19 protein-coding genes and 1 tRNA gene are annotated in these 23,062 nt (G+C 43.0%); 7 read left to right on the forward strand and 13 right to left on the reverse strand.

All coding sequences use genetic code 11. The features are described from left to right. Position 1: 1 nt before the first annotated feature. The 4 genes from LC608_RS16995 to LC608_RS36885 all read right to left on the reverse strand — a co-directional run bounded on the left by LC608_RS16995 (position 2) and on the right by LC608_RS36885 (position 2,871). Positions 2-1,003: a transposase gene (locus tag LC608_RS16995; RefSeq protein WP_229554651.1), complete on the reverse strand. Its 1,002-nt coding sequence runs from the start codon at positions 1,001-1,003 to the stop codon at positions 2-4. 21 nt (positions 1,004-1,024) lie between these two features. Continuing rightward, positions 1,025-1,876 carry a hypothetical protein gene (locus LC608_RS17000; RefSeq protein ID WP_229554652.1) on the reverse strand — a complete coding sequence of 284 codons (852 nt, stop codon included), beginning with the start codon at positions 1,874-1,876 and terminating at the stop codon, positions 1,025-1,027. A 124-nt stretch (positions 1,877-2,000) separates the two neighbouring features. Next, positions 2,001-2,660 (reverse strand): Npun_F0813 family protein, encoded by a 660-nt coding sequence (locus tag LC608_RS17005; RefSeq protein WP_229554653.1) that lies wholly within the window; start codon positions 2,658-2,660, stop codon positions 2,001-2,003. 85 nt (positions 2,661-2,745) lie between these two features. Further along, positions 2,746-2,871 (reverse strand): hypothetical protein, encoded by a 126-nt coding sequence (locus LC608_RS36885; RefSeq protein ID WP_267871103.1) that lies wholly within the window; start codon positions 2,869-2,871, stop codon positions 2,746-2,748. Positions 2,872-3,017: 146 nt separating this feature from the next. On the opposite strand from LC608_RS36885, the gene LC608_RS17010 reads away from it, so the two are divergent. Further along, positions 3,018-3,090 (forward strand) — tRNA-Arg (locus LC608_RS17010). Between the two features lie 576 nt (positions 3,091-3,666). On the opposite strand, the gene LC608_RS17015 is transcribed toward LC608_RS17010, so the two are convergent. The 4 genes from LC608_RS17015 to LC608_RS17030 all read right to left on the reverse strand — a co-directional run bounded on the left by LC608_RS17015 (position 3,667) and on the right by LC608_RS17030 (position 8,275). Beyond that, positions 3,667-5,163, reverse strand: a complete 1,497-nt coding sequence (locus tag LC608_RS17015) for an HlyD family efflux transporter periplasmic adaptor subunit (protein WP_229554654.1) — start codon at positions 5,161-5,163, stop codon at positions 3,667-3,669. A gap of 124 nt (positions 5,164-5,287) precedes the next feature. Beyond that, complete coding sequence (locus LC608_RS17020; RefSeq protein ID WP_229554655.1) at positions 5,288-6,163, reverse strand: SDR family oxidoreductase; 876 nt, start codon at positions 6,161-6,163, stop codon at positions 5,288-5,290. Between the two features lie 353 nt (positions 6,164-6,516). Then, on the reverse strand, positions 6,517-7,419 hold the full coding sequence (locus LC608_RS17025; protein ID WP_229554656.1) for a S1 RNA-binding domain-containing protein: 903 nt from the start codon (positions 7,417-7,419) through the stop codon (positions 6,517-6,519). A 115-nt stretch (positions 7,420-7,534) separates the two neighbouring features. Beyond that, positions 7,535-8,275 carry a dienelactone hydrolase family protein gene (locus LC608_RS17030; protein WP_229554657.1) on the reverse strand — a complete coding sequence of 247 codons (741 nt, stop codon included), beginning with the start codon at positions 8,273-8,275 and terminating at the stop codon, positions 7,535-7,537. Positions 8,276-8,561: 286 nt separating this feature from the next. On the opposite strand from LC608_RS17030, the gene LC608_RS17035 reads away from it, so the two are divergent. Further along, positions 8,562-9,545, forward strand: a complete 984-nt coding sequence (locus LC608_RS17035; protein WP_229554658.1) for a GntR family transcriptional regulator — start codon at positions 8,562-8,564, stop codon at positions 9,543-9,545. A 126-nt stretch (positions 9,546-9,671) separates the two neighbouring features. Then, positions 9,672-10,883, forward strand: a complete 1,212-nt coding sequence (locus LC608_RS17040) for an FAD-dependent oxidoreductase (protein WP_229554659.1) — start codon at positions 9,672-9,674, stop codon at positions 10,881-10,883. Positions 10,884-10,897: 14 nt separating this feature from the next. Here the strand turns inward: LC608_RS17040 and LC608_RS17045 are convergent, their stop codons facing one another. From LC608_RS17045 to tig, 4 genes are all read right to left on the reverse strand, one after another. Further along, a complete protein-coding gene (locus tag LC608_RS17045; RefSeq protein WP_229554660.1) occupies positions 10,898-11,818 on the reverse strand; it encodes an alpha/beta fold hydrolase in 921 nt (306 codons plus the stop codon). A gap of 104 nt (positions 11,819-11,922) precedes the next feature. Continuing rightward, positions 11,923-13,263 carry an ATP-dependent protease ATP-binding subunit ClpX gene (gene clpX / locus LC608_RS17050; RefSeq protein ID WP_229554661.1) on the reverse strand — a complete coding sequence of 447 codons (1,341 nt, stop codon included), beginning with the start codon at positions 13,261-13,263 and terminating at the stop codon, positions 11,923-11,925. Between the two features lie 9 nt (positions 13,264-13,272). Beyond that, entirely contained in the window at positions 13,273-13,971 is a 699-nt protein-coding gene (gene clpP / locus LC608_RS17055; RefSeq protein ID WP_229554662.1) for an ATP-dependent Clp endopeptidase proteolytic subunit ClpP, read from the reverse strand. A 363-nt stretch (positions 13,972-14,334) separates the two neighbouring features. Then, the gene (tig, locus tag LC608_RS17060; protein ID WP_229554663.1) at positions 14,335-15,783 is read right to left on the reverse strand and encodes a trigger factor; all 1,449 of its coding nucleotides are present in this window, start codon (positions 15,781-15,783) and stop codon (positions 14,335-14,337) included. An 876-nt stretch (positions 15,784-16,659) separates the two neighbouring features. On the opposite strand from tig, the gene LC608_RS17065 reads away from it, so the two are divergent. From LC608_RS17065 to LC608_RS17080, 4 genes are all read left to right on the forward strand, one after another. Next, the gene (locus tag LC608_RS17065) at positions 16,660-17,706 is read left to right on the forward strand and encodes an aspartate-semialdehyde dehydrogenase (protein WP_229554664.1); all 1,047 of its coding nucleotides are present in this window, start codon (positions 16,660-16,662) and stop codon (positions 17,704-17,706) included. Between the two features lie 133 nt (positions 17,707-17,839). Then, the gene (gene dapA / locus LC608_RS17070; RefSeq protein WP_229554665.1) at positions 17,840-18,724 is read left to right on the forward strand and encodes a 4-hydroxy-tetrahydrodipicolinate synthase; all 885 of its coding nucleotides are present in this window, start codon (positions 17,840-17,842) and stop codon (positions 18,722-18,724) included. Positions 18,725-19,003: 279 nt separating this feature from the next. Next, positions 19,004-20,776 carry a ribonuclease J gene (locus tag LC608_RS17075; RefSeq protein ID WP_229554666.1) on the forward strand — a complete coding sequence of 591 codons (1,773 nt, stop codon included), beginning with the start codon at positions 19,004-19,006 and terminating at the stop codon, positions 20,774-20,776. Positions 20,777-20,924: 148 nt separating this feature from the next. After that, positions 20,925-21,485 (forward strand): Uma2 family endonuclease, encoded by a 561-nt coding sequence (locus LC608_RS17080; protein WP_229554667.1) that lies wholly within the window; start codon positions 20,925-20,927, stop codon positions 21,483-21,485. Positions 21,486-21,503: 18 nt separating this feature from the next. Here the strand turns inward: LC608_RS17080 and LC608_RS17085 are convergent, their stop codons facing one another. Beyond that, positions 21,504-22,700 (reverse strand): anion transporter, encoded by a 1,197-nt coding sequence (locus LC608_RS17085; RefSeq protein WP_229554668.1) that lies wholly within the window; start codon positions 22,698-22,700, stop codon positions 21,504-21,506. Positions 22,701-23,062 lie beyond the last annotated feature (362 nt).

Below are 23,062 nucleotides of genomic sequence, written 5' to 3' on the forward strand. Positions count from 1 at the left end.
TCTAAACCGTCGTAGACAAGGAGTAGACCTGACCATCAATTAGCAATCGGGTGATGCCCTTAGCTTGCAAATGAGTCCGAGCCTTATGGAGCATTTTACTATCAGGAACTTTAATCACGCGATCGCGCTTCGTAGAAAAGCGCTTGGCGACGCGATGGTTATCAAACACCGGTAGAGTTCTTTGCTGGGTTTCCAGGCTAGGAATTTGCCCCAAATCACCAAAGTCTTTGAGAGGACGGGTAATTAATTCCGAAGAACGGTCAATCACCAAATAGCAAGTTTTTGGCAAATTGGCTATCGACAGAGGTAAAACTTGAACTGATGCTTCACCTGGCCTACGTTTTGTGACTAAAGGTCTTTGGTCATCCAGGTCATCGTCATCAAAGTCTTCTTCCTCAAAATCATCATCTTCTAAATCATCATCTTCTAAATCGTCCAAATCCTCCGATTCGTCGAGCAAATCTTCACCCAGCATCTGCGCGATGACAGCCGCTCCTGGATGTTCATTCTTTAGCGGTGGGATAGGAATACTGACTATTTCCGGCGGCTTTGGCTCTGGAGTTTCTAATTTCTCTGTGACTCGGAGCTTGGGTTTTTCCGTCGCCGAGGGGCGTCGCCGCACCCGTCTACTAGCAGCGAGTGACTCCGCCGTTTCCTCTGAGAAAAGTTCCTGCTCTACATGAATTACCCGGCGTGGCTGCGGCTCAACCTTTGGTACTTCCACAGGGTGGCTCTCGATGGGTGGAACTTCTATCTCCGGCTCTGGTTGAGTCAGCAGAGGTAACTGCTCGTAGCTTACCTGCGCCCTACCCTCAGGAGTTCTCGCAGCCCGCTTTAAGGAGACTAAGTATTCATACTCGTCTTCTGGCAAAGTGCTTTTGAGCAGGCGACTAATTGTCGAATTACTCACACCATAGCGGTCTGCCAAAGTTGAGGTTGTTTCGGCAGTCTCTCGATATAACTTAAGAATTTCTTGCTTGTCAGAGTCTGTTAATTTTCTCACGGTAGATACCAAAAATCTTTACTAAGCTCGTTTTCGTCCACTGGTACGGCGCGTTCGTCTTAGTGATGCGTCATATTCTAAGACAGCGCCCATGCCAAATAACACTCCACTAAATACCCAAAACACTTCTAATATCTCTCCACTTTGATAATTGGCGCCTTGGGCATATTTAAACCACATATCTGCAATGTAAAGCGAAAAGGCCGCGGCTGCAATCATTCGCCAAGACTGGGAAACTCTTCCCCCCCAAAAGGCTAACAGCAGAGTGGTAGCAATAATTAACAGAACCACATCGCTAACTACGTAAAACCAATTCAAAATAGCGACTAGTAGTTCTGAGGGTTTTTCCTGTTGCATAGAAATCCACCATGCTAAGAAACTACCGAAAACTGCAATTGCTAACACAATTAGCCACTGCCATTTTTCCAGATTGATTCGCCTGGAAGCCACAGCTAAAATCATGCCTGCGCCAAGTAATAGATAACTAACTACAAAAAATATATCGCCTACAGACACATCCGGTTCATCTTTTAAAACTATTTCCGTATAGCCGAAAATTATCCCCCCGACAAAATAGGAAAGCATACCTAAGCCAATCAAGAGCCAAACATTTCGACCACTGACGATTTGCGGACTCAGCCAGTTCCTCAAGCATAAGATACCGGCAGCCAAATAAGCTAAAGCTTCAAAAATATTTGTGCCAATCACATACCACTCGGCTCGGCTTTCTATGCCATCTGCTCCGGGAACTTTGGCACTAAACAACAAAAAGTATAGCAGTGCCAGTACGGCCCAGCCAATATTAGCTAAGACAATGTTCTGAGTGTTGAAAATGGATTTAGAAAAGAACGAATTCTCGTAAGAGTTATTCATAAGACTTGACTATGTAGATGCTCTCTGGCAGTATTTTGAGTTAAGGGACTGTATATCTAGCAGTGTGTCTGCTAACTGATGCACAATCGGACACCAAAAGCAAGTGCCATTGGTGAGAATTTTGTTACTGCCATAGTTTACCCAGTGGCGATTGATTTAGCCAACTGAGAAACAGCGATCGCTCGGCTTCTGGCATATCTTCTAGCTTATAAATCACTTGTTTGGTAAAATTAGCGTTGCCAAAATAGCCCTTTCCTAATCGATGCAGTTCTTGTAACAGAATCACTACATGATTTTCTTGCCAATCAGGTATTTTGGCTGTCGGTAACGGATTAGTAGATACCAAATATTTAACTGCTTCTAGGGAAGATGCTTGGGGAAATTGTTTCTGCTTGAACACCTCGGCAATATCTTTTTCAAATAATGCAGCTTGCCTAGCACCTAAAAACTCTTCAATGTCGATAGAAACACCCTGCAACAGCAAAATACTGGCTTGGATTAAAATCGCCGTTTTGCCATGACCACCTGTGTCAGTATCCAGTTGCTCTAAACGGATTTTACCCCAAACACTAAACCGTTCGGGTTCTTCTAGTAAAACACACGCTTTACCTCGGTTATCCGTTAATTCTCTCCATAAGGCTCTAGCTTCTTCTTCTTGACTAGCTTTGAAGACACTAATCAAGCGAAAAGTCTGCCCTTGATAACTGAGGATCGGCACCTGCTGATCCTTTTTTGGGTGCTGAATGCTTGATATTTCAACATCCTGCCGTTTGAGAATAAACATGGCACTAGCAAATAACTCCTCACAGGGGCACTCTTAATATGGAATATATAATGGCATTTGGCAGCATCGGCAAGGCTGAAATTACCTAGCATACTGTGGAAATGGGTCTAGCGATCGCCAGTTCCTTCCCGAAGGTAGCCGCCCAGAAGACGGTGGCGTTAACAGGCAAATAACCCCTTGACAACTCAATATATCTAAACCAATACTCCATCTGTTTCGTTTTCGGTGTAAATTAACTAACTAGCGACTAGCATCTTAGCCTTGCTAGTAGTAAATCTGCAATTTTCGATTGCTTCTTGGTAGGTGAAGACGATATAATAGTGTAGATGACTCCTTTGGGAGCCATTAATTTATGTTGGGCGCGTAGCTCAGTGGATAGAGCCACGGATTTCTAATCCGTTGGTCGCAGGTTCGAACCCTGCCGCGCTCGTTTTAACTTAATACGAACTCTAAAAAAGCCTTTTCATGGTAATTACCAAATAGGCTTGAGAGTTCATTATTGAATAAATCATTTTTCTTAAATCTGAGATAAAACCTTCTTCTGTTTCATGCCACTCTTTTCGGTAAAGATGATCTTTATGTTTATGATGGTATGGGAAACCTTGCTCATAATTGATATTTTTCTAATAGATTTACCAATATACTAAAAAGTATAAAGTTTTATGTTTCTACGATATAATTAATCTTCATAATCTAAGATTAAGGAATTCGTTTTTTGTCATAATCCTTAGCTTTTTCAAAGCATCTTCCCAAAAGACTACTGGTATATGCAACTGTAAAATCTATATACTCTTCAAAACTTAAAAAATTAAAACGGTGAACTTTCTCAATTAAGTAGGTCAACCTAATTAAACATATTTGGTTGACCTACTTATCACGTCTTTACAGGGGTTTCACGTTAAGATGACACCAATGAGCAATGCTAAACCTTTACATTTTAAATGTGGTTTATAGAATGCTAGGTCTTGCTGTTGAAATAGCTATAAGAACAGCAGAGGCTATAAACCTACCTAACGGAAAATGCCTCATTGAATCGCCGCGTCACAGGTTCAGTGATGAATGTCAAAATTGACTTTTTACGAGTGACAATTTCACCTGAAGCAGACATACCTGGTGTAAATTCTACTTCTTGACCCCGCACGTTAACTGAGTGTTTACTTAGCTTAATTCTGGTCGGAAAAACTAAGCCTAATTCTTTATCAACAATTGCATTCGGACTGACTTGCATAACTTCCCCATTCACAGTGCCAAATTCCTGGAAGGGGAAAGTCGCCATTTTCACTTTTGCCTTCATTCCTTGACGAATAAACCCAATATCGCGGTTGAGAACTTTCACCTCTAGGAGCATTTCTTCCCCTTCCGGCAAAATTGACAGCAATTCTTCACCTGATTGCACTGGCCCCTTGGTGGCTTTAACTCTGTAAATTGTACCGGCAACAGGAGCTTCAATCGTTTCTAAAGCTTGCTGCTTCCTCGCCTGTTCTAATTGACCTTGAACAGTTGTCAGTTCTTCTTTACGCTTGTTAAACTGGGTCAAAATTTCACTTTGGCGTTCTGATGCTACACGCTGGGCTTGACTACGTGCAGCATTGGAAGCTTGTTGTGCTTGGCGAATTTCTTGGACTTGGGCAGCAATATCTTTTTCTAATGATGTGACTTTATCTTGAGCCTCTGTGATTCTATTCTGGGCGTTAGTCACTTCATCTTGCGATCTAGTGATTTCTGTCTTTGCACGAGTTAATCTTTCTTGGGCATCTAAGTAATCGACACGAGGTACAGCACCAGGAGTCATTAGGGTGCGTAGGCTTTTTTCCCTTTGTTCGGCAAGTGCCAAATTACTTTCAATTTTAATTCGGATGCTATCTGCGTTGGCAAGGTTGGTTTTGGCATTGGCAACGCTGCTTTTGGCATTCACTAAGTTGTCTTGCAACCGAGTTAAACGGACTTTGGCTTGATCTATAAGTGCTAATTGGCGATTTGCTTCTGCTTCCGCCCCTGCTTGCCGCGCTTGGAAGTCTTGCAGGCGAGAACTTAACAGTTCATCTTGCACTTTCGTCCCAGTACTTTTGCCTCCGGTGCGTTCTGCATCCAAACGTTGCAAATCGTCTTGAATCAATCTAGAAGATTTGGCTAGGCGGGAAACATCGGTTATTTGCAAGTCTGGATCTTTTTGAACCAGAATTTGACCTTTAGTAACGCGATCGCCTTCTCGCACTTTAACAGCAACAATTGACCCCCCACCCAAGGATGTCACCGGTCTTACCTGTGTAGAAGCAATTAATTCCCCTGGTGCTGTTGCTACTTCATCTATTTGCGAGAAGTACGCCCAGGCGATCGTTCCAAATACGATGACGCTCATCGTTCCCGCTAATAATCTCGTGTACAGGGGTGGCAATTCTTGTACCGCCTTCCCCAACTCATAAGTAAGCTGTTCCTCTGGTTGGGCGAATCGCTCTTTTGTCTGACGTGCTTGAGCAGCATTTACAGCTAAGGAAGATTTCATAGAATTTTAGATTTTAAAAATGGGGAGTGGGGAGTGGGGAGTGAGGGAATGGGGAATGGGGGAATGATTTATTGTTTATTTATCATTTATAGTGTTTTTCTTCACCCTACTCCCCACTCCCCATTTAAACTGCTAGATAACGCCGCAAAAAACTTTCTAATGTCTCCAACTTGAAGTTATAAATCGCCTCCAAATTGGCAATTTCATCTTTTGTACAGAAAAATTCATTTGCTAGCAATGTGCGATAAGTTCCCAAAGCTTTTTGGATTTGGGGATTAATTAAACCCAATGCACTTTGTAACCCATCAACAGCAAATAGTGGTGAGTTAATTATTACTGGCTGTTTGTTGAAGATCCGACCAAAAATCCGGGGAATATCTTCTCGTAATAAAATCTCCGGGCCTCCTATAGGTAAAATCTGGTTGCGAGCGCCTTCAACTGTCACAGAATCCACCACTATCCTTGCTAAATCATCGGTACTGACAATTGAGGTACGGTTTTTGCGATCGCCAATTAACAAATACAATCCCGTTTGCCGAAATTGTTCTACTAATGGCAGCAAGTTAGATGCTAATCCAGATGGGCGTAAAATAGTGTAATTTAAGCCACTAGCTGCCAAATATCGTTCTACTGCTCGTTTGGCTTTAAATACAGGAGCGTCTTCATATCCGCGATCGGCTCCCAGTACAGAAATAAAGACAAAATGCTCTACGCCATTGGCTTTCGCTTGGTCTATTAGTTCAATATTGGCGCGGTAATCTAAAGATAGGGCATCGCTATTAGAACCGTGGGCGCTGATAATATACTTGACACCCCGACTAGCTTTCTGGATATCTCTTTCTTCTAGCAAGTCACCGATGAAGATTTCTGCACCCCGGTGTTCTAACTCGCTGTAACGCGAGGTAAGGCGGACAAATGCCCGCACAGACTGTTCTTGTCGCCGTAGTAGTCGCACAACTCTGCGACCGATTCCTCCAGTTGCTCCAGTTATTAGAAACATATAAATACCTAAATTGAATAGTTACAGGGTTTATATAGGGGTTCGCTCGTTTGTATGCAATACACTTTGACCTCACTTCCATTCCTCTCTCCTTTTAAGAGAGAGGCTTTGAATTTTACTCCCCTTCCAGCAACAAAAGTTTTTCCGCTTCCCTCTCCTCGTAGGAGAGGGTTAGGGAGAGGTAGGGAAGGGGTTGGGGGTTAGGTCTTTATTAGCCAATAACTCACACCTTATTTATCTTAATCTCAAAAAATTATCCCCCACATCTTTGTAGATGCAGGGGGGAGTATTAACAATTCAAAATTGTTTCACATGGGTATTTAAACGCTTTGTGCAAACAACCCACTTCAAAACTATTCAGAAGCTTTGTTATTAGCTCTATTGGCACGCGCTTCAGCCGAAGCCATGACCTCATCCATATTCTCTAACACTTCACCAGGGAAGTTTTCCAAAACTCTGGTAGAAAGAGCAACCCGCCCTTTACCCTCATCCAAGTCAATAATTACAGCTTTAATTTGCTGACCAACTTGAAATACCTTTTCTAATGAGTCGATAAATTTTTGGCTTACTTGCTTGATATGAAGCAAAGCCCCCATACCATTTAAATCAACAAACACACCAAAAGGTTTGATACCAGTAACTTTACCTTCCACCAGTTGACCTAGTTCTAATAAGCTGAAGTTGCTAGAACGAGTTGCTAATCGCTGGGAAAGGATGAGTTTGTTGGTGTTTTTATTAATTTCCAAAAAACCCACACTCAGATTTTGACCTTTGAGAGCTTCTAAATTATCACGCTCTGTCAGGTGCGATCGCGGAATAAACCCCCGCAAGGAGAGAATATCGACGGTGACACCACCTTTATTCACACCCATAACCCGAACTTGCACAGTCTGAGCATTTTCCTGCATTTCGGCCAGTCGTTCCCAGATGTGCTGAATTTCCAACTGCTTTCGAGAAAGGGTGACTTGACCTTCTGCATCCTGATCTCGGATAATCAAAAACTGCATTTCCTCTTGCAATGGCAGCACCTCCGATAAATCGGTAACTGCTCTCAAAGAAGCCTCATCGCGCGGCAGAAAAGCTGACGACTTGCCACCAATATCGACATAAGCTCCATCATGGTCAAGTTGGAACACTTTGCCATGTACAACCTGTCCCTTTTGAAACTGGTAGTCGTGTTTTTCTAGTGCTTTAGCAAAATCGTCCATTGTAAACGGCGAATTGGCTGTTTGAGAAAGTTTCGATTCGGAATTCATGACTTTTGAAGATTAATTGTTATTTGATATGGTGCAACTGGAGTTTAGATTGTCATTAGTCACTTGTCATTTGTCATTTGTCAGTTGTCGTTTATTATTCACTAATGACTAATGACTAGTTCAGTTGACTAAAGAGTTGTTGGACTTGCTCCCAAGCATCAGCAGCAGCTTTAGGATTATAACTGGCACGACGGTCACAGAAAAATCCGTGATCAGCTCCATCGTAGCGAAACACACGATGAGGAATTTTATATTTTTCTAACTCTGCTTCAATCTCATCTACTTGTTCGGGTGGGATGCTAGCATCTTCTGTGCCAAAGAAGGCATAGAGAGTGCCTGGAATTTCTCTGGTGCGGGTAACAGTGGGAGCTACACCTCCTGGTGTGCGAGTGGTAATTCCAGCGCCGTAGAAGGAAGCCGTAGCTTTAATATTTGGTAAGGTAGCTGCAAGATATGCGACATGACCGCCAAAGCAGAAACCAATACAACCAAAACTATCTTTTTTGACTTGGGGCAGATTTTTGAGATAGGCAATTGCTAATTGAATATCGCTCAATAACTCTGAGGCTTGAGTTTGCATGGCGTAGCCTCTACCCGTTTCAATATCTTCGGGTGTGTATCCGGTTTCAAAACCAGGAGCAGTCCGTTGAAAAAGTGCAGGTGCGATCGCTACATACCCAAGTTTGGCAATTCGCTCTGTAACATCCCGAATGTGAACGTTAACACCAAAAATCTCTTGTAATACCACCACTCCTGGGTAAGATCCAGCTTCTTTTGGCTCTGCTAAATAAGCAGAGACTTGAATATTATCTTGCAAAAGATTAACCGTTGTGGTAATTATTGCTTGCTCTGTCATAATAATTTTTGCTAGTGCTGTATGATTAGCCGTGTGTTTATTTGATATAACTATGCCAGTATGCCCAGGTCATTTCCATTTAAATTATCAATTACCACTAGGAGCGCATTAAAAATTTGTACCAGAAAAACTTCATGTGTAAATAAAATATTTGACATGTAGCAAATGCAGCTGGTCACTAAAGGAGGGCTGAGTTAAAAGTGCTGTGTGCTGAGTAGTAAACCAACACTCCTCACTCCCTACTCCCCACTCCCCACTCCCCACTCAGTATTCAGGAGGTTTGCTGATGATTCAATTCCGTATTCAGCCAGACAGCGAAATTCCCGCATCAACCCAGCTGTTTAATCAAATCCGGTTTGCGATCGCTTCTCGGCAATATCCCCCTGCTTACAAATTGCCAAGCACAAGAGCGCTGGCAATGCAAACTGGGTTACACCGCAATACCATTAGCAAAGTTTACCGTCAACTAGAAGAAGACGGATTTGTTGAAAGTATGGCTGGTTCGGGGATTTATGTTCGTCCCCAAGGTCATGAGGGCGGTAGCAGGCTGCAATCACCAATACTCAAACAAAATCCTGATGCATATCAAGTTGTCCAGAAAGCACTCGATGATTTACTTACTCAAGGATGTTCACTCAATCAAGCCAGAGAGCTATTTTTAGCGGAAATTGACTGGCGCTTGCGTTGTAGTGCGCGGGTACTGGTTGCAGTTCCATCTTATGATATGGGTGCTGGTGAGTTGATGGTGTATGAATTAGAGCGATCGCTAAAAATACCAGTCCAGTTGGTAGCAATGGAAGAATTAACAGCTGTGTTAGATAAAACTACCTCTGCGACAGTAGTCACAAGTCGGTATTTTATCAGTAATGTAGAAGCGATCGCAGCTCCTAAAGCTGCACGGGTAATTCCTCTAGATATCTACGACTACAGCAAAGAACTCAGCCTCTTGAAAACCCTACCAAAAGAAAACTGTGTAGGTATAGTTAGCCTCAGTTCCGGGATTGCACGAGCAGCAGAAGTCATCCTCCACGGTCTGCGAGGAGATGAACTATTAGTGATGACTTCGCAACCAAAAGATGTTTATAAACTTCAGGCAATGGTTAAACGGGCTGAGGTAATCATAAGTGATCAAGCCAGTTTTGCGGCAGTGCAAGCAGCCGTGCAAGCATGTGATGAAGATATTATTCGTCCACCAAAGTTGATTAAGGTTGAAAATTATATAGGTACTAACTCAATTAACTTGCTAAAACGAGAACTGGGTTTGGGTTAATTAAGACTTACGCAAAATATTTCTCAAACTCTCATTCTCTGTGCCCTCTGCGCCTCTGTGGTTCGTTATTCCCTAACTCTTGCCAAGTCCTATTAATCCAAAGATAATTCGACCAACATCTATAAAATGAGGGATGAGGTAGTGCAAATTGTAATTGTGGGCGCAGGCCCAACAGGTGTAACACTTGCTCTGCTCCTTGCAAAACGTGGTATTGCTGTAACGTTAATTGAAGCAGCAAAAGACTTTCATCGTGTTTTTCGCGGTGAAGGATTAATGCCCAGTGGGTTAGATGCACTAGAGCAAATGGGTCTATCGCCATTGTTAGAGGATATTCCCCATCGACAACTCGACGCATGGGAATTCATTCTGGGTGATAAGCAGTTGTTTCGAGTTGATGAACCAATTGGATCAACCCGACCTTGTACACTGGTTTCACAACCACCGCTACTCAATGCACTCATTTCGGAAGCTCAAACTAATGATGGGTTTGAATTTATCCAGGGTGTTCCAGTCAAAGATTTACGCTGGAGTAATCAACGTGTCGCAGGTGTAGTACTGAGCGATGGGAGAGAACTAACTGCTGACTTAGTGATTGGGGCAGATGGTCGAAATTCTCTGGTGCGACAACGTATAGGATTGGAATTGGTACGCCAGCCCAAAAATATTGATATTCTCTGGTTTAAGCTTGCTGCCAGCCCTGAGTTTGCAGCCGATAATGTATTTCGTACTATTGTAAATGGCGATCGCGTATTTAGCATCTTTCACGGAGCAGAGTCAGGTAAACTGCATCTGGCTTGGGTGATGTCGGCAACGGAAAGCACTGACTCCAAGCAAGCCAACTGGGCAGAGATTTTTGCCTCACTATCACCCTCATGGCTAGCAGAGCATTTCCGGAATCATGCAGACACTATCGAATCCCCCATTCGGCTTTCTGTTGTGGTTGGTTATTGTCCACAATGGCACGCACCAGGGGTACTACTTCTAGGTGACGCTGCACACCCAATGTCTCCTGTCCGCGCCCAAGGAATTAATCTAGCATTCCGTGATGTGATTGTTGCTGCTAATTATCTTGTGCCACTGTTGCACAGAGAAGCTGGACACCAGGATATTGATATGGCATTATCGCACATCCAAGCAGAACGTGAGCCAGAAATTATCCGCGCCCAGCAACTCCAGTTAGAGGAAGCTAAACAAGGCGAACTACTGCGAAAAAATGCACTGCTGCGATCGCTGTTGATTCAACTTGCTCCCTTACTCCGTAAAATAATTAAAAAGTCTTGGTTAAGGCGACAATATAAAATGCGTCAAGGTATCACACAGGTACACTTAACTGTCTAAAAAACCGTCATCAGTTATCCGACTTGTGTTTGTGGGGTGTTAATTTGCAAAAACTCTTGTACCCGTTGCAAGTAAGTTGGCGCATCTTCCAACATTGGGAAATGCGCTGTGTTACGAATCATCACAAATTCCACTTTGTCACTCAGTGCGGCTGCTTGACGCCCCATCTCGGCTGGAATAATCTTGTCATACTCCCCCGCCACAAGCAGAGTCGGGACTGTCAGCTTCGCAAACTCTTGCGGCATCACTTCAGATTGAGCCTTACTGACTGAAGTAAAAATTGTTCCTAAAGCCGCATCGTAATCTGCTTCGAGAAAATCTTCCAAAAAAGCTTGTCGCTCAGAATGTGGTATGGAACTATGCAAAAATCTGGCCATAAACATCCGGTCAACAAATGGAATTTTGCTTAACCACTTGGGACGGAATTTTACTACATAGCCACCAAATTTATGAAAGGCACTAAAGGATTTTTCGTCGTACTCAAAAACGCCGCTACAGGTTAAAATTCCTCGTTCCACTCGTTGGGGGTAGCGGTTAAAAAATAAAGTAGCAACAGACGCGCCCATTGAGTGAGCATTGATATAAACACGCTGAAGATGCAACCCATCTAACAAAGCTGCCAAATCATCAGCGTATTCCTCTAATTCATAGGTTAACTCTTTGATTGCTTGTGATTCTTCCTGGGGAGATTCAGATTCGGCAACAGCTTCACTTGCTTCGGCTATGGTTGGCTTCCCACCAGAACGCCCAAATCCCCGCATATCATAGAGTAAACAATCAAATTGCTCCGATAAAGCATTCGCGGTATTTTGCCAATACCTAGCCGAACCAGCCCAACCGTGCATAAAAACCATCACTGGTTTCACCAAAGAACCTGATGGTTTTTTCACCCATTCATAGTAATGCTCAACGCCACGAAGTTTAATATAAGGCATTAGTCATTAATCCTTTGTCAGTTGTCATTAGTCATTTTCCCTTAATACATGGTTATTAGTCTTTAGTTTTTGACTAATAACCAATGACTAATGACCAATGACTATTAGGCTGATTCTGGTTTCGGTAGTGAAGATGGATGTATTATCAGTTCGGCAGTCGATCGCTTCTCGACCATCTCCCGTGTTACTGTACAACGTGTCACATCCTTACGAGATGGTAACTCGTACATAACATCCAGCATCAATTCTTCCACAATGCCCCGCAGCGCTCTCGCACCAGTTTTACGGCGGTAGGCTTCTTGAGCGATCGCTCGTAAAGCGTCTGGTTTAAAATCTAACTGGACATTATCCATCTTCAGCAGTTTTTGGTACTGCTTCACTAAGGCGCTGCGTGGTTGGGTGAGAATCGCCATCAGCGCTTCTTCATCTAGCGGATCTACTACTGCTACCATTGGCACGCGCCCAATAAATTCGGGAATCATGCCAAATTTTACTAGATCATCTGGTGCTAGATGGCGGAGAGTATCTGCTGCCCGTTTTTCCTTCGTTTGCCCTTCTCCCGGTTGCACAAAGCCTATTGCTTTTTTGCCAACTCTCTGATCCACAACCTTTTCTAAGCCTACAAAAGCACCACCACAGACGAACAAAATATTGCTTGTATCAATCTGGATGCAGTCTTGATAGGGATGCTTGCGCCCTCCTTGGGGTGGTACATTGGCGATCGTTCCCTCTAACATTTTCAGCAAGGCTTGCTGCACGCCTTCGCCAGAAACATCGCGGGTAATTGACGGGTTCTCACTCTTTCGAGCAATTTTGTCAATTTCATCAATGTAGATGATTCCTCGTTGCGCTTCCTCTATATCTAAATCTGCCACTTGCAACAGTCGCAGCAAGATATTTTCCACATCTTCTCCCACATACCCCGCTTCTGTCAGCGTCGTAGCATCAGCGACGGCAAAGGGTACATCCAGGATTTTCGCTAGGGTTTGCGCTAAAAGAGTTTTGCCGCAACCAGTCGGGCCAATTAACAAAATGTTGGATTTTTGCAGTTCTACAGCATCATCCGCCCCACCTTTGCCACTGGCTTTAGACTGAATTACCGCCAACCGCTTGTAGTGATTGTAAACGGCTACCGACAGCACTTTCTTGGCTTCCTCTTGACCAATAACGTGTTCGTCTAGATAGTTTTTAATCTCTCTTGGCTTGGGTATTTGATTAAACGAAATACTAGAAGATTGGGTACGCCGTTTTTGAGGTGGTTCTGCTCTTGGTGCCGGTTGTGCTGCCGCACCATTAGTATCGAGTAACTCCTCGTCTAGTATTTCATTACACAAGTCAACGCATTCATCGCAGATGTAGACTCCCGGCCCCGCGATTAATTTACGCACCTGCTCTTGAGACTTGCCGCAAAATGAACATTTTAAATGGGAGTCGTACTTAGACATACCAGCCTCTTATTTCAGAATGGTGACGTTTTCCCCTGCTGTGGGAAGATTTTGCCTGGAAATGACCTGATCAATCAAACCGTAGTTCTTCGCCTCTTCTGCCGACATAAAAAAGTCGCGCTCAGTATCTGCTTCAATTCTTTCTATGGGTTGACCAGTATGATGAGCCATTAACTCATTCAACTTACCCTTAATGTAAAGAATTTCTCTGGCTTGAATTTCAATGTCAATGGCTTGACCTTGAGCGCCACCAAGTGGTTGGTGAATCATAATCCGGGAGTCGGGCAGAGACATTCGCTTACCGGCAGCCCCTGCTGTTAACAAAAATGCCCCCATGCTCGCGGCTAATCCAAAACAGATGGTAACTACATCAGGGCGAATTTGTTGTATTGTATCATAGATTGCCATGCCTGCGTAGACTGAGCCACCGGGAGAATTAACATACAGTTGGATGTCTTTTTCTGAGTCTTCGGCGTCTAGGAATAACAACTGAGCCACAATTGAGTTGGCTACGGTATCGTCTATTGGCGTTCCCAAAAAGATAATCCGCTCTCGCAGCAGGCGGGAGTAGATGTCGAAAGCCCTTTCTCCCATGCCAGACTGTTCCACCACCATCGGCACGATGTTGCTAGGGCTGTTCAACTGGGAGTTAATGTTTATTCGACTTTGGTTGCTGATGGGGTTATTTCCCGACTGCGATACAAGCATACAAGCTTTCTTTGACGATAATTTAGGACAAATGTTTCAGCAGCGGATGCTGCCTTTTCGACGAATGGGATTTTTATAGGTACGTGTTAACCATTATGCCTCATATAATTTCCTCTCGTGAACACAGTATCAAGCTCAGTCCATAACATGTGTCACAATTTGCTGAAAATTCATTAATTCTTTAAATTCTGTCTTCATCCCTGAGTTTTCAAGAGTCATGGAGCATTGGGTATTGGGCATGGGGCATTGGTTATTTCTCCCCCTGCTTCCCCTGCTTCCCCTCCTCCCTCATCTCCTTTAGCTTACCCATTTCACCAGTACTTTAACTCAGAACTGGTGAATTGATGGCTGTGAGATTTTTAATTATCCTTCTGTGACTTCAGTTGTTGAAGCTTCGTTGGTTTCTTCCTCTGTCTGAGGTGCATCAACATCAGCATCAGCATCTGATTCTGTGGCTTCTATTTCCTCTATGGGATTTAACGAGCCTTCGGGTACAAGTTCAACTGAGGAGTGTTCTAAGAGCCAATCGATGGTTTTTTCGGTTAATAGTTCGTTTTCCACGATTGAGCGTAGTTTATCTTCATCAACGTCTTGTTCCTCCGGGTACTGTTCCAAAAGTTCTGTGACTCTGGTTGCAATTTCTTCTGGTGTTACCTGGATAGATTCGCGTTTACCGACTTCACGCAAGGACAAAGAGCGTTTGATGCGTTCAATTGCCTCAGTGCGCGATCGCTCCCGCAATTGAGGAATAATATCTTGAGTAAACAACTTCCTCACATCCAATCCCTGCTGAGACAGCCGCATTGCTGTTTGCGTTAGCATCGCATCCACTTCTTGCTCAATCATGGTTGCTGGTAAGTCAACTTCTACGTGCTTAAGCAGTTCCGTTAACAACGCTTCCTGTTTATTTGTTTTTGTTTTGTCGTCCGCCTCTTTTTGATATTGCTCGACCAAAGAAGCGCGTAACTCCTCTAAGGTTTCAAAATCGCTGATTTCTTGGGCGAAATCGTCATTTACTTCTGGTAGTTCCTTTTCTTTGAGTTCTTTGAGCGTCACCGTGAAAGTTGCCGCTTTTCCAGCTAAATCTTCGTTAGCATAAGGATCTGGGAACTGTGCCGCAATTTCTCTAGTTTCTTCAGGATTCATCCCCACTATTCCCGAAATAAAGCCTGGAATAAACTTATCTTCCTGCAACTCAACTTGAAAATCAGTTGCTTCGGCTCCGGGAATCGGTTCTAGTTCGGCTGTTTCGTCTTCGCCCTCAACTCTGGCGAATGAACCTTTAAAATCGACTACGGCAATATCACCGATTTGGGCTGCACGTCCTTCCACAGGAATCAATGTCGCCAATTCTTGACGTTCCTTATCAAGGTTTGCGTCTACTCGTTCTGGCTCGAACTTGACTTCTTCAGCCTTAGCTTGCAAGTCAGTGTACTGAACTAAATTTACTTCTGGTTCTACATCGACAGCAGCCGAAATTATCAGAGGTTTTCCAGGTTCATAATTCTTAATTAAATCCTCAAAAGAGGAGCGCAATTGCGGCTGACCTATTGCTGGGATAGCTTCTTGTTTAACCGCCTGCTCAATACCGTCTTGAATTAGTTCTTCTAGGGCTGCTGCCTTGATACGAGTTGTACCCAGCCGTTGTAGCAATATCGGCCGAGGCACCTTGCCTTTACGAAACCCAGGAATATTGGCAGTACTGGCTAAGTTTTTAATGACCTGTTCGTAAGTTTGCTTGGTAATTTCCGGCGTAATCTCTATTTCCAGGCCAATTTGGCTGGCGGGAAGTTTTTCCTGGGTAACTTTCATGCTTAGTCTCTAGTTTTCTGGTATTTTATACTCCAAGTACACACAAGATGCAATAATTGTTTGCGTTTATGGCTTGATGTGTCTTAAGGAAATGGGATGCCAAAAGGCTTTATGACATCCAAGGTTGGATGTTTGTCCTGGGGCAAAGATCCAGTTTACTGCCAATCACCAAGGACTTGACATTTTACCTTCATAACAATTTAGTTAATGGGGGCATTGGGATTAGGGGAGAGGTGACAGGTAAGAGGTGATAGGGAATAATCTGTACCCCATAACCTATTCTGTTCTTCACTCCCCACTCGCTCTGAAACTTAGGAATTAATTATCCACTGGGCTAATGCCGTGATATCCTGGTTCTCAGCGACTGGTTAGTACTCCCAAGTTAAATATAGTATTGAGTCTAGCTATTATTAAGTTGTGATACAAGAGCGCATCTATTACCTAACCGTATAGCTCAGTTTTATGCTTTGCTGGTTTTATTCATTGAGATCATAGTATATTCATCATCTTGGTCAGTAACTTTGAAGCTAAGACGTTTGTTAGCCTTACAAGTGGGATGCCTATGAAACGCCTAAGTGCAGATATCTCTATTTTTCTGCTAAATGGCTGTTTGTTGTATAATAATATATACTTTAAATCGATGGAAAAATTGAATAGTCATTGTTGTAAAGTGCAACGTCACTTAAATTATTAAATAGCCAAGAAAATAAATGTATTAAATATTTATAAATTAGAGATTGGCAGAGAATAGACTAAAATTAGAGAAAAATTTCAACTTATTGAAAATGTATTTCAAGGCAGTCATCGCCATTTAAATATAAGTAAATCTTCAACTGTTCCAAATTGCAAATAAACCTCTTAAAGGAGGAAGTGAGTTTGTCTAAATCCTATCGTGTAGCTATTTTGGGGGCGACTGGTGCCGTTGGCACAGAGTTGCTGGAATTATTAGAAAGCCGTGATTTTCCGATTGCTAACTTGAAGCTATTGGCATCAGAACGGAGTGTCGGACGATCGCTGCGGTTTAAAGGGGAAAATATACCAATAGAAGCAGTGAGCGATCGCGCCTTTGAAAATGTGGATATAGTACTAGCTAGTGCGGGTGGTTCCACATCCAAAGCTTGGGCAGCAATTGCTGTCGAAAAGGGCGCAGTGGTAATTGACAACTCCAGTGCCTTTCGGATGAACCCGGAAGTTCCCTTAGTAGTGCCAGAGGTGAATCCAGAAGCCGCAGCTAATCACCAAGGCATTATTGCCAACCCCAACTGCACAACAATTTTAATGGCAGTGGCAGTCTGGCCATTGCATAAAGTTAAACCCGTGCAACGCATCGTAGCCGCAACCTACCAATCTGCTAGTGGTGCTGGTGCTAGAGCAATGGCAGAAGTCAAAAGGCAAACAAGCGCTATACTACAAGGACAGCCGCCAGTCGCTGAGGTATTGCCTTACCCACTGGCATTTAATTTATTCCCGCATAACTCACCATTAAACGATTTGGGTTATTGTGAGGAAGAAATGAAAATGGTCAATGAAACCCGAAAAATATTTGGTACGCAGCAAATCAGAATCACTGCGACCTGTATACGGGTTCCCGTACTCCGCGCCCACTCAGAAGCCATTAATTTAGAATTTGAGACTCCCTTTAGTGCAAAGGAAGCCAGAGAGATTTTAAATTCCTCCCCTGGAGTGAAGTTGGTAGAAAATTGGGAAACTAACTATTTTCCGATGCCAATTGAAGCAACTGGTAAAGACGAAGTTTTAGTGGGAAGAATTCGCCAGGATATTTCTCATCCCTGTGGCTTGGAATTATGGTTGTGTGGTGACCAAATCCGGAAAGGCGCAGCATTAAATGCAGTACAAATCGCCGAATTGCTCGTAGAAAAAAATCTACTCAAACCATCAGCTAAAGCTTACGTTTCAAGCTAGTCATTAGTAAAAACCAACAACTAATGAAAAAGAGCAAATGTGCAAATTACTGTTGAAAGAAATTTGCACATAGGTTATTACAATAGAAAACCACCAAGATATAAAAACATGGGTAATCAGGAGTGAAAACAGGGTGGGAGATTTTGGCAATGTTTTAACCGCTATGATTACGCCGTTTAAAGCAGACGGTAGTGTAGATTATGATGTAGCGGCAGAACTGGCGGCACATCTAGCTAACAACGGTACAGATACATTGGTGGTGTGCGGCACAACCGGAGAATCCCCTACCCTAACTTGGGATGAGGAATACCAATTGTTTGTCGAGGTATTGCACTCCGTGGCAGGAAAAGCGAAGGTGATTGCAGGTTGTGGTTCAAATTCTACTAAAGAAGCGATCGCAGCCACCCAAAAAGCGTCTAAAATAGGAGTACATGGTTCCTTACAAGTTGTTCCTTATTACAACAAACCGCCACAAGCGGGATTGGAAGCGCACTTTCAGGCTATAGCACAAGCCTGTCCCGACTTACCTTTGTTGTTATACAATGTCCCCGGCCGTACCGGACAAAACCTTCAGCCAGAAACAGTTGCCCGGTTAGCTGAGGTTAGCAATATTGTCGGAATTAAAGAATCCACTGGTAGTATAGATCAGGCAAGCGAAATTCGTCGCTTGACACCAAAAGAATTTGACATCTACTCTGGTGATGATTACATGACTTTGCCCTTGTTAGCCATCGGGGCAAAGGGCGTGGTAAGTGTGGCTTCTCATCTGGTAGGAAACCAACTACAGCAGATGATTCAAGCTTTTAGAATGGGGAAAATTGAGGTAGCAAGCGACATTCATCTCCAACTCTTTCCGTTGTTTAAAGCTTTATTTCTCACTTCAAATCCCATTCCAGTGAAAAAAGCACTGAAACTTCAAGGTTGGGAAGTTGGTTCAACTCGTCCGCCCCTATGTGAAGCTGACTTAGAAGTAAGTCAAAAGTTAGAAGCGGTTCTGAAAGAACTTAGTTTAATCTAGCCATCATCTGGTTAAAGGCTGCTAATCTGCTGCTTTCTAAAGATACATATAAACAATGGTCATAATTGTTTATAAGTTGCAATTTAAAAATCTGTGTTAGGACTGATAGACATACTATAAATTCTTCAGTGTACAGTCGATTTTATTGAATAAAAAATTGAAATCTTCAATTAAAACTTGATTGCTTTGGGACTGAATTAAGAGACAAATGATGTTGTCTTAAATACAAGTTCGTTAACTATCAACTAAATTAACCACAAGTAACAATCTAAGGAGAAAATGGCTAAAAACGAAGCTAATAATTCCGCCTTGAAAATTATTCCTTTGGGCGGTTTGCATGAAATTGGGAAAAATACCTGTCTTTTTGAGTATGACGATGAAATTATCCTGTTAGATGCAGGATTGGCTTTTCCCACAGAGGCGATGCATGGAGTAAATATTGTTCTGCCAGATACGACCTATCTGCGGGAAAATCGCCACAAAATTAAAGGAATGATCGTTACTCACGGTCATGAAGATCATATTGGCGGGATTGCTTTTCATCTCAAGCAATTTGATATCCCCGTAATTTATGGGCCCAGACTAGCAATGGCAATGCTAGAGGGTAAATTAGAAGAAGCAGGAGTGCGCGATCGCACAGAAATCAGAACAGTTCTACCACGCGATGTGGTGCGGATTGGCAAAAACTTTTTAGTTGAATATATCCGTAATACCCACTCCATTGCTGATAGTTTTACTGTTGCCATTCACACTCCCCTTGGTGTAGTCATTCACACAGGGGATTTTAAAATTGACCATACCCCAGTGGATGGTGAAAAGTTTGACTTGCAACGTTTAGCAGAACATGGTGAAAAAGGCGTTCTTTGCCTGCTAAGTGATTCCACTAATGCTGAGATACCAGGGTTTACACCTTCGGAACGTTCAGTTTATCCCAATCTTGAGAGAGTATTTAGTCAAGCTACTGGACGATTATTTGTCACTACCTTTGCTTCCAGCGTCCATCGCATCAACATGATTTTGGATATCGCGAAGAAGCAAAATCGTGTAGTCACGATTGTCGGGCGTTCGATGCTGAACTTGATTGCTCATGCCCGTAATTTAGGTTACATCAAGTGTGAAGATAATCTGCTGCAACCATTGCACGCAGTCCGGAATCTGCCTGATGAGAGAGTACTAATTTTAACTACAGGCTCTCAGGGTGAAACGATGGCAGCAATGACCCGCATTGCCAACAAAGAACATCCTCACATTAAAATTCGCCAAGGAGATACGGTAGTATTCTCTGCTAACCCAATTCCCGGAAATACGATCGCAGTAGTCAACACCATTGATAAGTTGATGATTCAGGGTGCAAAAGTAGTCTATGGTCGGGATAAAGGGATTCACGTCTCCGGTCACGGCTGTCAGGAAGAACAAAAGCTGATGATTGCCTTAACTCGACCCAAGTTCTTTGTGCCATTTCACGGCGAACATCGGATGCTAGTGAAGCACGCAGAAACGGCTCAGAGTATGGGTATTCCCGCAGAAAACATGATCATTATTCAGAATGGTGATATTGTCGAACTGACTGAAGATGCCATTCGCATCGCTGGTAAAGTGCCATCTGGGATCGAATTGGTAGATACTACTAGTTCGGGTATGGTAAGTGCCAACGTCCTGCAAGAACGGCAACGCATGGCTTCAGAAGGCATTATTACGATCGCAGCTGCCATTGATTGGAATGGTAAACTGTTGGCAAAACCAGAAGTCCACCTACGGGGTGTAGTTACAAGTGTAGAGCGATCGCTCCTACAAACCTGGGTCAAACAACGGATTGAAGAAATCTTAACTGTGCGCTGGACAGAATTTGCTCCTAGCGAAGGTCAAGCAGCAGATATAGACTGGGGTGGATTGCAAGGAACTTTAGAAAGAGAATTGCAACGTTCCATCCGTCGGGAATTGCAATGTCAGCCATCTGTGACTTTGTTGATGCAAATCCCTGATGAACCACCTGTGAAAGTTGCCGATGGGAGAAGACGACGCACTCGGACTGCTGCTCAGGTAGCATCATAGAGAATTTAAGATAAAAATCTCATGCAGAGGCGCAGAGACGTAGAGTTTTTCTAACGTCTTTGCGCTTTCGCGTGAGATATAGTCTTTTATTATGGGTATAGAAATCACAGTAAATAGTACTTGCCTATAGTTCTTAGAAGCGATTGCTATGACTAAAACACCAATAAAAATTAGTACTCTTGAAGAATACATTAATTTTGATGATGGCACAGACAAGCGCTATGGAATTGAGGATGACGTGCTGGTAGAAATGCCTCCTGGTACTGGCAAACATGAGGCGATTATCACCCTACTGTTAGTTCGCTTTTTTTTAGAAATTCAAAAAATGGGACTGCCTTTACAACCGCGCCCTAACGGTACAGAGGTACTGATCAATAAACAACTTAGAAGACCTGATATTTGTGTGATTACCAATGAACAGGCAAAAAGTATTGAAAGTACTTCAGCTATTCTCAAAACTGCCCCACCCCTTTTAGTTGAAGTGGTAAGCCCTGAATCTATTGACCGAGACTATAATCAAAAAACTTTTGAGTATGCAGCTATAGGTGTGGTCGAATATTGGATTGTTGATCCTCTGGAAAATAAGGTAACGGTGTGTTTGTTAGACAATAATAGTTACAAGCAAACTATATTTACTGGAAACCAGCAGATTATTTCTCAAACATTCGCAGAACTAACCCTGACAGCCCAGCAGGTGTTTTCAGCTTAGGGTTGTTGCTACATATCCTCAATGAACCCAAAGGTATACTAGAACTAAAGTACACACTGTTAAAGGCGCTCCAAAGCGCAGATGTTCCCAAAAAGTTAGTTTGTAGCCTAAATCAGCAGCAGCTTCTACAACTATCAAGTTGGCGACTGAACCAAACAAAGTTAGATTCCCTGCCAAAGTTGATCCGGCTGCCAACAATAGCCAATACTTAGTGTCACCTGGAGGAACCAGGGGATGCAGCAGAAGTACAGCAGGCACATTAGAAATCAAGTTAGATAAAACAACAGTTACACCCAAAAAACTTGCAGCAGAGTTGATTGCATGGGTAAATGGCTGGAGCAAATTCAACTTTTGCGTGACTCGCGTCAAGATAAACAATCCAGAAAACATTACCAGCAGGTTCCAATCGACCTTTTGCAATATGCGTTGCGGTTTAACCCGCCGAGTGATTAGCAATAAGCTAGCAGCAACTAAAGCAGACTCCCCTAACGGTAAACCGACAGTAAATGCAATTAGCAGCCCAATTGTGATGACTAATGTTTTTTTAAATAAGGGTTTAAAAATACGTTGGTTATCAACTATTACCTGTTGACAAGGTTTGACTGAGCGCACATCTGGGTAAAATAGCCACAGTAATATCATCTGAATTACCAAGCCGACAAGGGCAACTGGGGCCAATACACGCAGAAAATCTAGATAGGAGATGCCTGAAAAGGAGCCAATCAGGATATTTTGAGGATTACCGCTCAAAGTTGCTACCGAGCCTATATTAGTTGCACCAGCGATCGCTAGTAAATAAGGAATTGCATTTAAACCCAAAGCTTGAGTCAGGCTCAAAGTTAAGGGTGTGAAAATCAACGCTATAGTGTCATTGAGAAAAAAGGCGGAGAGAATACCACTACCAAAAGTTAAAGCAATCACCAAACCTAGAGGACTGCGAGTGATACTCAATATCGCTGAGATTGATCGCCTAAAAAACCCTGCATAGGATAGGTTGGCATTAACTACCATCATGCTCAAGAGAAATACGATGGTATTGGCATCAATAGCCTGCCATGCTTCCTGTAAATTCAGAACACCTAAAGCAATTAAAAAGGCAGAACCGACCAAAGCAATGGTGGCGCGGTTCATGCGTAAACCAGGAATGTAGCCCAATGCTAACCCCAGATAAGTTAGCCCTAAGACGCTATAGATTGCAAATTGGAGAAGAATCACTTTCTTTACCGAGACTTTGCTACGACCGATGTTTCATGTCTAGCCGCTCTGCATCCACTGAGAAAGCCAACCCACCTGGCTTTAAACAGCAACAGCGTCTACAGACTTTTCTCTATTTCTACAAGATTCAGCCAGGAATAAAAAGGATGCGGGAACGTGGGGAAGTGGGAATACGGGGAGGAAAGACGGCTGCTAGGATATTACTGATATTTATACTTAGCAAAAATACTTTCAGAAAAATCTTATATTAAGGTTTGTAAATGTTACACTAAAACCTATCCAATGACGGATGTCTTTACTAAAATTTAAACTGTGTCAAGTTATGAACAAGATCGGAATATTACACTACCGATCCCCATAAA

Origin of the sequence: Nostoc sp. XA010, from assembly GCF_020829625.1 — a bacterium.
GTDB lineage: Bacteria > Cyanobacteriota > Cyanobacteriia > Cyanobacteriales > Nostocaceae > Nostoc.

Excerpts from the sequence above, each read along its gene's own strand:
- LC608_RS17040 (WP_229554659.1), top strand. The coding sequence starts at position 9,672 with ATGAGGGATGAGGTAGTGCAAATTGTAATTGTGGGCGCAGGCCCAACA.
- clpX (WP_229554661.1), bottom strand. The coding sequence starts at position 13,263 with ATGTCTAAGTACGACTCCCATTTAAAATGTTCATTTTGCGGCAAGTCT.
- LC608_RS17080 (WP_229554667.1), top strand. The coding sequence starts at position 20,925 with ATGACTAAAACACCAATAAAAATTAGTACTCTTGAAGAATACATTAAT.
- LC608_RS36885 (WP_267871103.1), bottom strand. The coding sequence starts at position 2,871 with ATGGAGTATTGGTTTAGATATATTGAGTTGTCAAGGGGTTATTTGCCT.
- LC608_RS17035 (WP_229554658.1), top strand. The coding sequence starts at position 8,562 with ATGATTCAATTCCGTATTCAGCCAGACAGCGAAATTCCCGCATCAACC.
- LC608_RS17000 (WP_229554652.1), bottom strand. The coding sequence starts at position 1,876 with ATGAATAACTCTTACGAGAATTCGTTCTTTTCTAAATCCATTTTCAAC.
- LC608_RS17045 (WP_229554660.1), bottom strand. The coding sequence starts at position 11,818 with ATGCCTTATATTAAACTTCGTGGCGTTGAGCATTACTATGAATGGGTG.
- LC608_RS17025 (WP_229554656.1), bottom strand. The coding sequence starts at position 7,419 with ATGAATTCCGAATCGAAACTTTCTCAAACAGCCAATTCGCCGTTTACA.
- LC608_RS17015 (WP_229554654.1), bottom strand. The coding sequence starts at position 5,163 with ATGAAATCTTCCTTAGCTGTAAATGCTGCTCAAGCACGTCAGACAAAA.
- clpP (WP_229554662.1), bottom strand. The coding sequence starts at position 13,971 with ATGCTTGTATCGCAGTCGGGAAATAACCCCATCAGCAACCAAAGTCGA.
- LC608_RS17020 (WP_229554655.1), bottom strand. The coding sequence starts at position 6,163 with ATGTTTCTAATAACTGGAGCAACTGGAGGAATCGGTCGCAGAGTTGTG.
- LC608_RS17075 (WP_229554666.1), top strand. The coding sequence starts at position 19,004 with ATGGCTAAAAACGAAGCTAATAATTCCGCCTTGAAAATTATTCCTTTG.
- tig (WP_229554663.1), bottom strand. The coding sequence starts at position 15,783 with ATGAAAGTTACCCAGGAAAAACTTCCCGCCAGCCAAATTGGCCTGGAA.
- LC608_RS17005 (WP_229554653.1), bottom strand. The coding sequence starts at position 2,660 with ATGTTTATTCTCAAACGGCAGGATGTTGAAATATCAAGCATTCAGCAC.
- LC608_RS17030 (WP_229554657.1), bottom strand. The coding sequence starts at position 8,275 with ATGACAGAGCAAGCAATAATTACCACAACGGTTAATCTTTTGCAAGAT.